Genomic DNA, 14,143 nt, shown 5'->3' with positions numbered 1-14,143 from the left:
ACGGTAATAAAAAACCCCGCCGTGGCGAGGTTGATAATTAATTGTATAGAATGCTCAGTACTTATTATGCTTTCAGCACGTCCAGCGCGGCAGCGTAGTCCGGCTCGGTGGTGATTTCGTTAACCAGTTCACTGAAGACGACAGTGTCGTTTTCATCAAGAACCAGTACGGCACGAGCTGCCAGACCTTTCAGAGGGCCTTCCGCAATGCTGACGCCGTATTTCTCGAGGAAATCCGCGCTGCGCAGGGTGGAGAGGGTAATGACGTTGCTCAGGCCTTCGGCACCGCAGAAACGGGACTGGGCAAACGGCAGGTCAGCGGAAATGCACAGCACAACGGTGTTGTCCATTTCAGTCGCCAGCTGGTTGAATTTACGCACGGATGCGGCACAAACGCCGGTATCAATGCTTGGGAAAATGTTCAGCACTTTGCGTTTACCCGCAAACTGAGCCAGTGTGACGTCAGACAGATCTTTAGCCACCAGAGTAAAAGCCTGCGCTTTGCTGCCAGCCTGCGGAATGGAACCTGCAACAGCAACCGGGTTGCCCTGGAAATGAACGAGTTGTGACATAGATATCTTCCTGTTTACATATAGTTAACGTCGGGGCTAGTGTATGCCATCAGCGGATAACACGGCAAACCAAATTTTTCGCCTTTCCGGGCCGCAAGGAGTCAGTGATGAGAAGCGTTAAGGTCTACGAAGAAGCCTGGCCATTGCATACCCCGTTTGTGATCTCCCGCGGCAGCCGAAGTGAAGCCAGCGTGGTCGTGGTTGAAATCGAAGAAGAGGGTTTTAAAGGCGTCGGGGAATGTACGCCTTACCCGCGCTATGGGGAAAGTCTTGCCTCAGTGATGGCGCAGATCATGACCCTGGTCCCTGACCTGCAAAAAGGGCTGACGCGCGAGGCGCTACAGCAGCGTTTACCCGCCGGCGCGGCGCGCAACGCTATCGACTGCGCGCTCTGGTATCTTGAGGCCGCTAAGCAGCAAAAATCGCTGACGTCATTGCTGAGCGTGGCGCTGCCGCAATCGGTCGTGACCGCGCAAACGGTCGTGATTGGTGAACCGGAACAGATGGCAGCCAGCGCAAAAGCGCTGTATGACGCCGGGGCTACGCTGTTAAAAGTGAAGCTCGACGATCGCCTGATCAGCGAGCGGATGGTCGCCATTCGCTCGGCGGTTCCCTCAGCCACGCTGATTGTTGACGCCAACGAGTCATGGCATCCCGAAGGGCTTGCCGCGCGGTGTCAGCTGCTGGCTGACCTCGGCGTGGCCATGCTGGAGCAGCCTCTGCCGGCGAAGGACGATGGGACGCTGAAGAATTTTATCCACCCGCTGCCCGTCTGCGCGGATGAAAGCTGCCATACCCGCGCGAATTTGAGCGAGCTTAAGGGCAGCTATGACATGGTCAACATTAAGCTCGACAAGACCGGAGGGCTGACGGAAGCGCTGGCCCTGGCGGCGGAAGCTCAGGCGCAGGGGTTTTCACTGATGCTGGGATGTATGCTCTGCACGTCCCGGGCGATCGGCGCGGCGCTGCCGCTGGTCAATCAGGTCCGCTTTGCCGATTTGGATGGCCCGACGTGGCTGGCGGTTGACGTTTCACCGGCGCTCAATTTCACCAGCGGCGTGCTTCATCTCTGAGGCTGCCAGCGCAGAAGCTCCATCATGGCTTTCAGGTATTTTTCGCTGGCTTCGTCGGAGGAGATCGGCGGGAATTCAGCGGTGATGCAGGGCAAGCTCAAATCGGCGCACCAGCTGCCGAATGAACCGGGTGTTTCATAGCCCACGCTGGTGACGAGCGGCAGGGCGAACGCCTGTGCCAGCCAGGCGCCCAGCTCGGAGTGGCGCGGATCTTCAATACACGCCAGCGGATCGTGGAAGGAGACAACCCAGGCAGGGTGGATCTTATGGATAAGCTGGCACAGCGCCTGCGTTTCCGGCTCCGAGCCGGGTTTGTCTCCCGTCAGCAGGACCACGTCCCGCTCCTCGGCGGAACTGTTCCAGCGATATACCGTTTCCCCGGCGCGCCAGTTTGCTGCCGGAAAATTACGGTTCAGGTCGACTCCTCTCGCATTAGCCCGTAACCCAAGCTGACAGCCGTCCGGATTCACGGCAAGAATGACGTGATGACGTCGCAGAGCTGGGGTGAGCGTGCGCAGCGCGCACGAGAGCGTGACGACGGACGAGTTCTCATCCCCGTGCGTGCCGGCAATGATCAAACCGCTGTCGCGATCGGCATCGGGTGCCGGGAACCAGATCAGCGATGCGCCTAAGAATGAGCGGCCATATTGCTCAGCGCCCGGTGGAAAGGCGCCGCGTTCCGCTCGTGGTCGGGTGGTTGCCATACGAAATCCTGATAAAGAAGTCTCTACTGGCAGTGTTGTGCAAAACCCGCGGTTAATCAAATAGTTTCCATAACGGCTGAGAATTGCCTTAAATCACTATTCAGGAGTAAGTTATTTGCAATTCTCTTTGTCGAAACAAATAATTACGCATCTGCTTGTTACCTGAATTCATTAAAGGGGATCTTATGAAGCATCCTGTTTCGCGTCTTTTCGCCGCACTGTGCCTGTGCGGACTCTCTACACTCTCGTACGCTGCTGATGTGCCACAGGGCACGGTACTGGCGCAAAAACAGGAGCTGGTCAGACATATTAAAGACGAACCAGCTTCGCTCGATCCGGCGAAAGCGGTGGGGCTGCCGGAGATTCAGGTGATTCGGGATCTTTTCGAAGGGCTGGTGAATCAGAACGAGAAAGGGGAACTGACCCCGGGCGTGGCGACGCGCTGGCAGAGCAACGATAACCGTATCTGGACGTTCACCCTGCGCGATAACGCGAAATGGTCTGACGGTACGCCGGTTACCGCGCAGGATTTTGTCTACAGCTGGCAGCGTCTGGTTGACCCGAAAACGACCTCTCCGTTTGCCTGGTTTGCGGCGCTGGCGGGTATCAACAACGCGCAGGCCATCATAGACGGTAAAGCGGCGCCTGATACCCTGGGCGTGACGGCGGTGGATGCCAGAACGTTACGCGTCCAGCTGGACAAACCGTTGCCGTGGTTTAGCAACCTGACGGCAAACTTTGCCTTCTATCCGGTGCAAAAAGCGAACGTTGAAAGCGGTAAAGAGTGGACGCGTCCGGGAGCGTTGGTCGGTAATGGGGCATACGTTCTGAACGACCGCGTGGTGAATGAAAAGCTGGTTGTCGTGCCGAATACTCACTACTGGGACAATGCGAAAACCGTCCTGCAAAAAGTGACCTTCATTCCGATTAATCAGGAATCGTCCGCCACGAAACGCTATCTGGCAGGGGATATTGATATTACCGAATCGTTCCCTAAAAACATGTATCAGAAGCTCCTGAAGGAGATCCCGGGACAGGTCTATACGCCGCCTCAGCTCGGCACTTACTACTATGCGTTTAACACGCAAAAGGGCCCGACGGCCGATTCACGGGTCCGTCTTGCGCTGAGTATGACTATCGATCGCCGTATTATGGCGGAAAAGGTCTTAGGTACAGGTGAGAAGCCGGCCTGGCATTTTACCCCTGACGTGACGGCGGGCTTTACGCCTGAACCTTCACCGTTCGAACAGATGTCTCAGCAGGAGCTGAATGCGCAGGCGAAAACCTTGCTGCAGGCCGCAGGCTACGGTCCTCAGCGCCCGCTGAAGCTGACCCTGCTGTACAATACCTCGGAGAACCACCAGAAAATTGCGATTGCGGTGGCGTCCATGTGGAAGAAAAACCTCGGTGTGGATGTCAAACTGCAAAACCAGGAGTGGAAAACCTACATCGACAGCCGCAACACCGGCAATTTTGATGTAATCCGCGCGTCATGGGTGGGGGATTACAACGAGCCCTCTACCTTCCTGTCCCTGCTGACCTCCACCCACAGCGGCAATATCTCGCGTTTCAATGACCCGGCTTACGATAAGATCATCCACCAGGCGACGCTGGAAAGCACGGCGAAAGCGCGTAATACGGACTACAACATGGCGGAGAAAATCCTCATGGAGAAAGCGCCTATCGCGCCCATTTACCAGTACACCAACGGTCGCCTGATTAAGCCCTGGGTGAAAGGTTATCCTATCAATAACCCGGAAGACGTGGCGTATAGCCGGACGATGTATATTGAGAAGCACTGACGAGGCCGGTTTCTACGGTAACTATCGTTAATAAGAGTAACATCGAGAACTGGCGCATCTGGCGCCAGTTGTTTTTTTATTCCCGAAAAGTGTCTATTTCAAAAATAATCGCATGGATAAATTATGATGGATGAAAAGAAAGACAAACCCTCATTTCCGGCAGGCTTAGGTATTATGGATAAAATCTGGGAATGGCAGTGGATCATACGCTTCATCTATATTGTCCTTTTCGCCGATCTGGCGCTGCTGGCTTACAGCGGACAGGGGATTTTGACCTGGCCCGTGCAGGCCATTAGCTGGACCGAACATCTTGGCTTCTTCTGCGTCGCGCTGGCAGCCCTGGGGCTGATAGCCACAACCCTTATGCCCGTTGCCGCCAATGTTTTCAGGCAAGTGCTGAATGCGATCATATACAGCAGCATCTTCCCGGATATTCTTCGCCCGCAGAGCGATTACCAGAGACACCCCGGTGAGGTGCCTTCAAGGGAAGTGCTTGATTTAGCGTTGCAAGAGAATAATCAGTTTTTACTTAATTACTATGAAAAACATGATTCCGCCTGGCGCAGTAAATTCAGTGAAAGATTCAAAGTTGGCGATTTACTTTTTGGGCTGCTGTTTTTCATGATACTTGATTACCATCCGCACTGGTTCAGTCACGCTCAGCATTCCTTAGCCAGGGATCTTTTCAATCTGGGCGGTGATGAGGGCTTTATTATCTTCTCTATCATCCTCATCACTGTATTTAGCGCCCTGATGAATATCTGGTTCGGCAAGTGGGACTGGGGGCACATTTATTATCCGCCGCTGTACCGTAAGAAAGAAGAAGCGCGAAGAAAACAGCGCGAGATGGAGGCGGAATGGCGTCGGCAGGATCGATGAATATTGTTTTGTGAATCTGCGCCCGCTCAGGTTGAGCTGGCGGGAGCAGGTATTGCTATTCTAACAGCGCATTAAACTTCGCCAGCCACTGCGGATGCGCGGGCCAGGCGGGGGCGGTCACCAGATTGCCGTCAACGTGGGCCTGATCGATGCCGATACTGGCGTAGTGGCCGCCGCTGAGCCGGACTTCAGGAGCACAGGCCGGGTAGGCGCTACAGGTTCGTCCTTTCAGTATGCCAGCGGCAGCGAGCAGCTGTGGGCCGTGGCAAACCGCAGCAATCGGTTTACGCGCGGCGTCAAATGCCTGTACCAGCTTTAACACCTCCTCATTTAACCGCAGATATTCGGGCGCACGTCCGCCGGGGATGAGCAGCGCGTCGTAGTCCTGCTCCTTAACAGTGGAAAAGTCGGCGTTGAGGATAAAACGGTGGCCGGGTTTTTCGCTGTAGGTCTGGGCGCCGTCAAAGTCATGGATCGCCGTCATGATGTAGTCGCCCTTTGGTTTGTCGGGGCAGACCGCATCAACCTGGTGGCCAACCATCTGTAACGCCTGAAAGGGCACCATGGTTTCGTAATCTTCGGCGTAATCGCCAACCAGCATCAGGATCTTCTTGCTCATCATTCCTCACCTTTATCAATAACGATGATTAAGATATAGCCTGGCGTGGCAGAATTGCGGAAATAAAAAAGCCCGTCAGAGAACGGGCAACATAAGCAAGTGAATAAGTGATTCGTTATCAACGTTGTTGGAGGATAACGCCGCGTATCTTACGCGGCGACCGGTAATACCGGAACCTGACAAATTCGGTAGGTGAAACAAGAAATTAAACGTGCGTTACGGTGCGTCGAAGGTGGGGTAAAGGCTATTTTCAAGAAATTCGACGAGATACCAGATTTCACCGCTAAAGATAAACCAGAAGCCAAATATAATAAGGGATAAAATAATTATGGTGAGTATTATTTCTGTTTTTCCCATTGGAGATTTTACCCACCTGACGTCATTTTATTCGAGGTGGCATTGTAGCGGGGCTTTTCCGGATACACCAGTTTCATGCAGCAAGGACTTTATTGCGTCCGTCATTTTTAGCACGATACAGCGCATCGTCGACGCGCTTAAACAGCTCATCAATACTCTCCCCCTGATTGTGCCGCGCCACGCCAATGCTGACGGTAAACCGAGGCAATCCCGGGATCGTGATACGGGCAACAGCCGCTCGGATCGACTCGGCAATCTGTAGCGCGGCGTCGAGAGAGGTATGCGGCAGCAGGATGACGAACTCTTCGCCACCCCAGCGGAACACCATGTCGTCTTTCCGGCTGCAGGCTTCAAGCGTTCGGGAGAGGGCGATAAGCACCTCATCGCCTTTCAGATGACCGAACAGATCGTTGATGTTCTTGAAATGATCGGTGTCCACCAGCAGCAGGCTAAACTGCTGTTGCGCAGGAAGTTGATTCAGGTTGCTTTGATCGGTAATGGTGTAGAACTGGCGACGATTGAGTAATCCCGTCATGGAGTCGCGTAAAGCAGCATGTTCCAGCTCCTGCTCCAGTCTTTTTTGCTCGGTGATATCGTGGATGATGCACAGCATCAGCTTGTCACCGTAGATCTCAATGGGTCCTGCATAGGTCTGAACATGGCGCGTGGAGCCGTCGGCAAGACGATGAACAAAGTTGAGCGGCTTATGACCGCCGGGCAGCGCGGCAATTTCAGTCATTATGGGCATCACATCCCGCCCCAGGGTATTTATTTCCCAGGTATGTTTACTGCACATACCCTCGTGTGAATAACCGTAAAAATTGAGCGCGGCCAGGTTAGCATCGACGATTTGGCCGTCGCGGGCAGGATCGATTAACAGCATCGGTGCGCTGTTGGTGAGAAAAAAACGCGCGTAAAACCCCTGTTTTTTGCGCTGATAGGTGGCGGAGCGGCTGGCCTTCAATCCTGAGACGATTTGCGGGAAGATCCCCTCAAAGACAATCACATCACCCCAGGGCGCGTAGTGGGCAACGGAGAGACGACAGCTTAACGGCGCGTCGTGTCCATCCCGGCTGATTGTCCAGATTTCAATGATTTCCTGCTCTGTTTTCAGTTCAGGAACATACATCGACAGCAGGGTTTGCGCATTTGCGGAATAGGTCCCTTTGCGCAGCAGGTCGAGAGTTTTATCTCCCATGAGCTGCGTTGCGGCCATATTCGCAAAAATAATCTGTTCCGACACGGGTGAAATGAGCCACACGGGTGTTTTAATTACATTCAACGCATCAAAACAAGGTTGCGACATAGGCGTTTCCTGTTCATCGGCACAATGTGCCTGACAGTCATGGCAGAATGAATTCGCGTGCACTCCTCTGAAACATACTCTACTTAACCCCGTCAGGCATGATTTTTTTGTGAAATAAATGCGGGGTCCGTTTGAATTTTATTAATGGGTATAATTTGCTTATCTGAGTTTTTCTGCAGCAGCAGCCACGGCACCTGTTCGGCAGGTAATGGTCGTGAGAAAAGGTAACCCTGCAGGTAGTCGCAGCCGAGACGGGTGAGAACCGCCTGCTGCTCTTCCGTTTCGATCCCTTCTGCCACCACATTCATCTCCATGGTTCGGGCAATACTCATAATGGTTTCGACCAGCTTGTAGCTTTTTTCATTTTCCAGCATCGACGTGACAAAGCTTCGGTCGATTTTAAGCTCTTTTGCCGGAAGCACGCTCAGCATCAGCAGGTTGGAATAGCCCGTGCCAAAATCATCAATCGAGACGACGATCCCTGCACGATTAAACGCATCCAGCAGCTCAATGCTGCGGTCGAGGTTTTTAAGCGCGGTGCTTTCCGTCACCTCGAGGATCAGCCTGGCGGGCGACAGGCTGTATTTTTCCAGCATCGACGAGACGATATGGAAGATGTCCGGCTGTTCGAACTGGACGGGGGACAGGTTGAGCGACAGCGTCCACTGGCTGAAACCTTGCTCAGTCCAGAAATGAAGCTGTCGGCACGCCGCTTCAATAGCCCAGTTCCCCACCGGAATGATTAAGCCTGTTTGTTCCAGCGAAGGGATAAACAGGTTAGGCAGTAAAACGCCTTGCTCAGGATGCCGCCAGCGCAGAAGGGCCTCAAAACCATGAATAGTCTTATCTTCCGCATGCCAGGTTGGCTGGTACCACAGTTCAAACTGATCGCGCTCAAGCGCCTGAGAGAGTTCCTGTAAAAAACCGGGCTTTGCCGGGACCGCGGTTGACATCTCGGTTCTGTAAATTGCCCAGCCGTTGCGGCCCTCTTCTTTGACGTGGTGTAAGGCTGCATCCGCCTTGAGTTTCAGCTCATGCAGCGTTTCGCCATCCTGAGGATAGAGGCTGACCCCCGCGCTGATTGTCGTGCTCAGCGTGTGTCCGCAGAGCGAAAGCGGACGACGCATATCGTCGAGCAGCGCGGTGAGCAGGCCGTTGAGCTTTTCGTCGTCACATTCAGGCACCAGCAGGATAAAGGCGTCTCCGCCAAGCCTCGCCAGGGTCATCTCACGCGTGAGCCGGGCCGTGATGCGCTGGGCAACGGTGATTAACAACTCATCGCCAACGCTGTGCCCCCAGGTGTCGTTAACGCGCTTGAAGTGGTCGACGTTCAGGAAAATGACGGCAAATGGCTTCTTACTCAGCAGCGCGCTGCGCAGACAATCCTGCATGCGGATATCCATCTGGTGGCGGTTTGCGAGCCCTGTAAGCGCGTCAAAGCGCGCCTGTAGCTCAAGCTGGCGGTTGAGCTGCCGCAGGTTATCCGTCAGCCGGCCGGTGCGCCAGTGAGAATCGATAAGCGAAATAATAAGCATCACGCCGAGCAGGCAGAGGGTGGTGACCGACACCCAGATGGATAACCCCAGCTCGCCGATCCCGCCGGGGAGGGTATGCGACGTTTCCTGAAACTGCGCGGCACTCATGCCGGTATAGTGCATCGCGCAAATGGCCGCGCCCATGACGAAGGCCGCGAGAAGGCGATCGATAAAGACCCCTTTGTGTTTATCCCGCAGACGGAAAGCCAGCCACAGCGCCGCGCCGGAGGCAATAACGGCAATGACCACGGACAATGCCACAAGGCGTCGATCCCAGATGATACTCTCGTCCAGCATCAGGGCAGCCATACCGGTGTAGTGCATAGAGACCACGCCCGCGCTCAGGAGCGTAGTGGCAAGGATCAGTCGTCCAGGAGAGAGTTTTTTACCCGTAACGGCGATATTAATGGCAGTGGTTGAGGCAGCCACCGCGACGCCCAGAGACGTAAGGGTTAACCAGAGGTCGTAGCTCATCATCATTGGCATTTGCATGGACAGCATGCCGATGAAATGCATCGACCAAATCCCGATGCCCAGCGTTACCCCACCAGCAATGCGCCAGAACAGGGCAGCCTTACGGCTGGAAAGCGGTATTTTTCCGGCACTGTCCAGCGCCACAAAGGAGGCAATAAAAGCCACCAGATAAGAGATAGCGATCAACACAGGGTCCCACGATATATTGAGCATTATGCAATCCCACGCCTCAGAGGGTTACCGATTTCGCCTGCCGGCACATCTTAATCTGGCAGCAAACATGCGCATTCAAACAATATGAGTTATTTATCGTGAAAAATGACCGGTCATATTAATACTCTACAGCTCATTAAGAATATAAAATATATTCTCTTTGTTAACGTATTAAGCATTGCTAAACAAAAACGAATAACAGTAGCAAAGCGCCTTAAATATGAGGGCGATCGTATCGTCTCACCGCAGAGAATGGTATCGCTTCACATGGCCGGAGACCAGTATCGCAGCATGCCGGGAATAACATTTTCACTAATACGCTCTTTTTGTCTGACTTAAGCAAAATCTCAGGTTGCTAACGGCGAAACAAAAAACAAGCGTCGTTTGCGAGGAAAAACCGCTGCGCCAATGCTATAAGTCTAAATGCCGACCAAAATATAAAACGTGGATATCATCATGCTAAAAAATATTAGTGTCAGGACCTTTATTATTGGGTTCCTTTTATCTCTATTTTTGGTAAATGCAGGTGTCGTTGTTCTATTTTCCAGCAATTCCTCTCTCTTTATTTCCCTTAACGTAATCAACTTCGTTGCGCTATTTTTGCTCTGGCTCTATATGACGAAGTATCTTGTGACGCCGATCAATACGGTGAAGAAAAGCATCGAAGAGGTGACTGCGGGCAACCTGGGCGTGTCTATTCCCGAGTTTGGCAACAACTGTGCGGGTCGACTCATCCCGGGGATCAATAGCCTTTCCGGCAACATTGCTACGCTGGTGCGCGAGATCAGGGCGTCATCGCAAACCGCCATGACCTTATCGGACCAACTCTCGCAACGTAGCGCGCAGCTTTCGGTTAAAACCGAGCAGCAGTCCGCATCTTTAGTGCAAACCGCAGCCAGCATGGAACAAATGGCGGCGAGCACCAAAAACAATGCTGATAACACCCGCCTGGCGAGCGAGCAGGCCAATGTCGCGACGCTGCAGGCGCGCAAGGGCGGGGAGCTGATGGGGCAGGTCGCAACCAATATGCAGTCCATTACTGAATGCGCACAGCAGATGACGGAGATTATTTCGCTGATCGACGGCATTGCATTCCAGACGAATATCCTGGCACTCAACGCGGCCGTTGAGGCGGCGAGGGCGGGAGATCATGGAAAGGGTTTTTCTGTGGTCGCGGAAGAGGTCAGAAACCTGGCGCACCGCAGCGCAGAGGCGGCGAAGAATATCAAAACGCTGATTGAAGTGACCAGCAATAACGTTACGCAGGGCGTTACCGTGGTGTCACAGGCGGAGAAGAATATGCATGAAATCGTGACGGGCTCCGGGAACGTCAGCCGGCTGATGGACGACATCTCCGCGTCAACCTCAGAGCAGGAGAAAGGCATTTCTCAGATCACGCTGGCGCTCTCGGAGCTGGAGCGGGTCACGCAAAGTAACGTGGCGATGGCAGAAGAGCTCAACGGTTCCTCTGATGTATTGCGTAATCAGGTGCTTGAGCTGCAGGCCCGAACGCGTAATTTCAGGCTTGACCAGGGCTCCCTTTCGTCATCGCCGGCCGGCTCGCCATCTTTCCTTCCTCGGCCAGAACACTCTCTCTGATTGAACCTCAAAGCCTGGCATGCCGGGCTTTTTTCTCGCCTCTCGTCAGCATGTACAATTCCTGAGCGATTTCAGCGCGATGGGAAACATAGTTGTTGCTTAAGCCCTGATGGAGGCTAGACTGACACCGAAAGAGCTAAAAAGGTGGAGGTGCTGTGGAAAGCATTAAAGGATCTGAACTTAACGTTCCTGACGCAGTTTTTGCGTGGGTGCTGGATGGTCGCGGCGGTGCACGTCCGCTGGAAGACAATGATGTGATCGACAATGCGCATCCCTGCTGGCTACATCTGAACTACACCCATACGGACAGCGCTGACTGGCTGGCCTCGACCCCGCTCTTGCCTAATAACGTGCGCGATGCGCTGGCGGGTGAGAGCCTGCGTCCCCGCGTGAGCCGAATGGGGGACGGTACGCTGATCACCCTGCGATGCATTAACGGCAGCACGGATGAACGTCCGGATCAGCTGGTTGCGATGCGTGTCTATATGGACGACGGGCTGATTGTCTCCACCCGGCAGCGTAAAGTCCTGGCGCTGGATGACATCGTCAACGATCTGAAAGAGGGCACCGGGCCAACCGACTGCGGCAGCTGGCTGGTGGACGTGTGTGACGCGCTTACCGATCACGCGAGTGAGTTCATCGAAGAACTGCACGACAAAATCATCGACCTGGAAGATAACCTGCTCGATCAGCAGATCCCGCCCCGCGGTTTTCTGGCCTTACTGCGTAAGCAACTGATCGTGATGCGCCGCTATATGACGCCGCAGCGCGACGTGTACGCGCGTCTGGCCAGCGAAAGGCTCGCCTGGATGAATGACGATCAGCGACGCAGAATGCAGGATATCGCCGACAGGCTGGGCCGCGGGCTGGATGAGATTGATTCCTGTATTGCCAGGACGGCGGTGATGGCGGACGAAATCGCGCAGGTCATGCAGGAGTCGCTGGCGAGAAGAACCTATACGATGTCTCTGATGGCGATGGTATTTTTGCCGAGCACGTTTCTTACCGGGCTGTTTGGCGTGAACCTGGGCGGCATTCCAGGCGGCGCGTATCGCTACGGCTTTACCGCGTTTTGCGTCATGTTAGTTGTTTTGATTGGTGGTGTTGCATGGTGGTTGCATCGTAGTAAATGGCTGTAAATTTACGCTTTTTTCACCTTTCACAGAGATCAAAACGCTCTTTTAATTGAGCGAAGTCAATAAAACTCTACCCCGTAAGGTGCAATATTACTCCCGCAGGTGAATGCAACGTCAAGCGATGGGCGTTGCGCTCCATATTGTCTTACTTCCTTTTTTGAATTACTGCATAGCACAATTGATTCGTACGACGCCGACTTCATAGTCGGCTTTTTTTTGCCTCCTGATTCTCAGCGTCTACCCTAAAAGGGATGACAGCAAATTCTGGAGGGAATGATGAGCATCCTTAGCGCTCTGCTACTGCCACAATGGCGTCAATCCGATCCCATCCCCACCGATCCGGTGCCGATGCCCGATCCCATCCCGCGTCCTCAGCCGATGCCCGACCCGCCGCCAGATGAAGAACCGATTAAATTGTCGCATCGGACCGCGAGATCTGCGAGGATACGCGCCATCTGACCGCAAAGATGACCACGAGAGACTACTGTGACCGCTTTTTCTACCCTGAATGCTCTGCCCGCCGCCCAACTCGATAACCTCAACGAGTTGGGTTACCTCACGATGACGCCCGTCCAGGCGGCCGCCTTGCCCGCTATCCTTGAAGGCCGTGATGTGCGCGTGCAGGCGAAAACGGGCAGTGGGAAAACGGCGGCATTTGGCCTTGGTCTGTTGCAGCATATCGATGCGGCGCTTTTTCAGACCCAGTCTCTGGTGCTGTGCCCGACCCGCGAGCTGGCGGATCAGGTCGCGGGCGAACTGCGTCGCCTGGCGCGCTTCCTGCCAAACACCAAAATTTTAACTCTGTGCGGCGGGCAGCCGTTCGGCGCGCAGCGTGATTCACTCCAGCATGCGCCGCACATTATCGTCGCGACGCCGGGCCGCCTGCTGGATCACCTGCAAAAAGGCACCGTCTCGCTGGATGCGTTACAAACGCTGGTGATGGATGAGGCAGACCGGATGCTGGATATGGGCTTCAGCGATGCGATTGACGAGGTGATCCGTTTCGCACCGGCCGATCGCCAGACGCTGCTGTTCTCTGCGACCTGGCCGGAAGCTATCGCCGCCATCAGCGGGCGCGTGCAGAAAAACCCGCTCACCATTGAAATCGACAGCGTAGATGCGCTGCCCGCCATCGAACAGCAGTTCTTTGAAACCTCGCAGCAGGGAAAAATTGCGCTCCTGCAGAAGTTGCTGAGCCAGCATCAGCCCGCGTCCTGCGTGGTGTTCTGTAACACGAAGAAAGACTGTCAGTCGGTTTGTGATGCCCTGAATGCCGCCGGACAGAGCGCATTGTCGCTGCACGGCGATCTGGAACAGCGCGATCGCGATCAGACGCTGGTCCGTTTCGCCAACGGCAGCGCCCGCGTTCTGGTTGCAACCGACGTTGCCGCGCGTGGCCTGGATATTAAATCGCTTGAGCTGGTCGTGAACTATGAGCTGGCGTGGGATCCAGAAGTCCACGTCCACCGTATTGGCCGTACCGCGCGCGCGGGAAACAGCGGCCTGGCCATCAGCTTCTGCGCACCGGAAGAGGCGCAGCGCGCCAACATTCTCTCTGAGATGCTGCAGATTAAGCTGAACTGGATGAACGCCCCTGCCAGCGTCAGCCTGGTGGCGCTGGAGGCCGAAATGGCGACGCTGTGTATCGATGGCGGTAAAAAAGCCAAGATGCGTCCTGGTGATGTATTAGGTGCGCTGACCGGGGATGTCGGTCTGGACGGGGCGGATATCGGTAAGATTGCGGTCCACCCGGCGCATGTCTATGTGGCGGTTCGCCAGAGTGTTGCCCACAAGGCATGGAAGCAGCTGCAAAACGGGAAAATTAAAGGTAAAACCTGCCGCGTACGTCTGCTGAAATAAGGAATGGCGCGTCTC

The 14,143-nt window shown here is 54.5% G+C and carries 13 protein-coding genes; 7 read left to right on the top strand and 6 right to left on the bottom strand.

The genetic code is table 11. The features are described from left to right. Positions 1-64 precede the first annotated feature (64 nt). A complete protein-coding gene (gene tpx, locus AC3WOK_RS06230) occupies positions 65-571 on the bottom strand; it encodes a thiol peroxidase (protein ID WP_047348304.1) in 507 nt (168 codons plus the stop codon). 107 nt (positions 572-678) lie between these two features. On the opposite strand from tpx, the gene ycjG reads away from it, so the two are divergent. Next, positions 679-1,644 (top strand): L-Ala-D/L-Glu epimerase, encoded by a 966-nt coding sequence (gene ycjG, locus AC3WOK_RS06225; protein ID WP_063428388.1) that lies wholly within the window; start codon positions 679-681, stop codon positions 1,642-1,644. On the opposite strand, the gene mpaA is transcribed toward ycjG, so the two are convergent. After that, positions 1,635-2,348 (bottom strand): murein tripeptide amidase MpaA, encoded by a 714-nt coding sequence (gene mpaA / locus AC3WOK_RS06220; protein ID WP_063428386.1) that lies wholly within the window; start codon positions 2,346-2,348, stop codon positions 1,635-1,637. The two genes, ycjG and mpaA, sit on opposite strands and share 10 nt — an antisense overlap. 185 nt (positions 2,349-2,533) lie before the next feature. Between mpaA and AC3WOK_RS06215 the strand changes: the two genes are divergently transcribed. Both AC3WOK_RS06215 and AC3WOK_RS06210 read left to right on the top strand, forming a co-directional pair. Then, positions 2,534-4,150 carry a peptide ABC transporter substrate-binding protein gene (locus AC3WOK_RS06215; RefSeq protein ID WP_063428384.1) on the top strand — a complete coding sequence of 539 codons (1,617 nt, stop codon included), beginning with the start codon at positions 2,534-2,536 and terminating at the stop codon, positions 4,148-4,150. 123 nt (positions 4,151-4,273) lie between these two features. Continuing rightward, positions 4,274-5,029, top strand: coding sequence for a hypothetical protein (locus AC3WOK_RS06210; protein ID WP_492354178.1), 756 nt, complete (start codon positions 4,274-4,276; stop codon positions 5,027-5,029). A 55-nt stretch (positions 5,030-5,084) separates the two neighbouring features. Here AC3WOK_RS06210 and AC3WOK_RS06205 read toward each other — a convergent pair whose 3' ends face one another. The 4 genes from AC3WOK_RS06205 to AC3WOK_RS06190 all read right to left on the bottom strand — a co-directional run bounded on the left by AC3WOK_RS06205 (position 5,085) and on the right by AC3WOK_RS06190 (position 9,533). Further along, entirely contained in the window at positions 5,085-5,648 is a 564-nt protein-coding gene (locus tag AC3WOK_RS06205) for a DJ-1/PfpI family protein (RefSeq protein WP_447855765.1), read from the bottom strand. Positions 5,649-5,864: 216 nt separating this feature from the next. Next, positions 5,865-6,005, bottom strand: coding sequence for an Ecr family regulatory small membrane protein (locus AC3WOK_RS06200; RefSeq protein WP_492354177.1), 141 nt, complete (start codon positions 6,003-6,005; stop codon positions 5,865-5,867). A gap of 73 nt (positions 6,006-6,078) precedes the next feature. Then, positions 6,079-7,311, bottom strand: coding sequence for a sensor domain-containing diguanylate cyclase (locus AC3WOK_RS06195; protein WP_492354176.1), 1,233 nt, complete (start codon positions 7,309-7,311; stop codon positions 6,079-6,081). A 92-nt stretch (positions 7,312-7,403) separates the two neighbouring features. After that, positions 7,404-9,533, bottom strand: a complete 2,130-nt coding sequence (locus AC3WOK_RS06190; protein ID WP_059309912.1) for a putative bifunctional diguanylate cyclase/phosphodiesterase — start codon at positions 9,531-9,533, stop codon at positions 7,404-7,406. Positions 9,534-9,989: 456 nt separating this feature from the next. Here AC3WOK_RS06190 and AC3WOK_RS06185 point away from each other — a divergent pair, with 456 nt between their 5' ends. The 4 genes from AC3WOK_RS06185 to dbpA all read left to right on the top strand — a co-directional run bounded on the left by AC3WOK_RS06185 (position 9,990) and on the right by dbpA (position 14,128). Continuing rightward, the gene (locus tag AC3WOK_RS06185) at positions 9,990-11,132 is read left to right on the top strand and encodes a methyl-accepting chemotaxis protein (RefSeq protein WP_447855762.1); all 1,143 of its coding nucleotides are present in this window, start codon (positions 9,990-9,992) and stop codon (positions 11,130-11,132) included. A 155-nt stretch (positions 11,133-11,287) separates the two neighbouring features. Next, the gene (gene zntB, locus AC3WOK_RS06180; protein WP_047348324.1) at positions 11,288-12,271 is read left to right on the top strand and encodes a zinc transporter ZntB; all 984 of its coding nucleotides are present in this window, start codon (positions 11,288-11,290) and stop codon (positions 12,269-12,271) included. A gap of 273 nt (positions 12,272-12,544) precedes the next feature. Next, on the top strand, positions 12,545-12,727 hold the full coding sequence (ynaL, locus tag AC3WOK_RS06175) for a proline-rich small protein YnaL (RefSeq protein WP_072250527.1): 183 nt from the start codon (positions 12,545-12,547) through the stop codon (positions 12,725-12,727). A 27-nt stretch (positions 12,728-12,754) separates the two neighbouring features. Next, positions 12,755-14,128, top strand: a complete 1,374-nt coding sequence (gene dbpA / locus AC3WOK_RS06170; RefSeq protein ID WP_063428374.1) for an ATP-dependent RNA helicase DbpA — start codon at positions 12,755-12,757, stop codon at positions 14,126-14,128. The last annotated feature ends 15 nt before the right edge of the window (positions 14,129-14,143 follow it).

This window comes from Enterobacter sp. FW301-JW81 (assembly GCF_058788735.1).
Note: the sequence above shows the minus strand (reverse complement) of the source record. Positions and strands in the feature narration are given on the sequence as shown.

What these genes read in the sequence shown, in the direction of transcription:
- tpx (WP_047348304.1), bottom strand. Translation starts at nt 571, where the DNA reads ATGTCACAACTCGTTCATTTCCAGGGCAACCCGGTTGCTGTTGCAGGT.
- ycjG (WP_063428388.1), top strand. Translation starts at nt 679, where the DNA reads ATGAGAAGCGTTAAGGTCTACGAAGAAGCCTGGCCATTGCATACCCCG.
- mpaA (WP_063428386.1), bottom strand. Translation starts at nt 2,348, where the DNA reads ATGGCAACCACCCGACCACGAGCGGAACGCGGCGCCTTTCCACCGGGC.
- AC3WOK_RS06215 (WP_063428384.1), top strand. Translation starts at nt 2,534, where the DNA reads ATGAAGCATCCTGTTTCGCGTCTTTTCGCCGCACTGTGCCTGTGCGGA.
- AC3WOK_RS06210 (WP_492354178.1), top strand. Translation starts at nt 4,274, where the DNA reads ATGATGGATGAAAAGAAAGACAAACCCTCATTTCCGGCAGGCTTAGGT.
- AC3WOK_RS06205 (WP_447855765.1), bottom strand. Translation starts at nt 5,648, where the DNA reads ATGAGCAAGAAGATCCTGATGCTGGTTGGCGATTACGCCGAAGATTAC.
- AC3WOK_RS06200 (WP_492354177.1), bottom strand. Translation starts at nt 6,005, where the DNA reads ATGGGAAAAACAGAAATAATACTCACCATAATTATTTTATCCCTTATT.
- AC3WOK_RS06195 (WP_492354176.1), bottom strand. Translation starts at nt 7,311, where the DNA reads ATGTCGCAACCTTGTTTTGATGCGTTGAATGTAATTAAAACACCCGTG.
- AC3WOK_RS06190 (WP_059309912.1), bottom strand. Translation starts at nt 9,533, where the DNA reads ATGCTCAATATATCGTGGGACCCTGTGTTGATCGCTATCTCTTATCTG.
- AC3WOK_RS06185 (WP_447855762.1), top strand. Translation starts at nt 9,990, where the DNA reads ATGCTAAAAAATATTAGTGTCAGGACCTTTATTATTGGGTTCCTTTTA.
- ynaL (WP_072250527.1), top strand. Translation starts at nt 12,545, where the DNA reads ATGAGCATCCTTAGCGCTCTGCTACTGCCACAATGGCGTCAATCCGAT.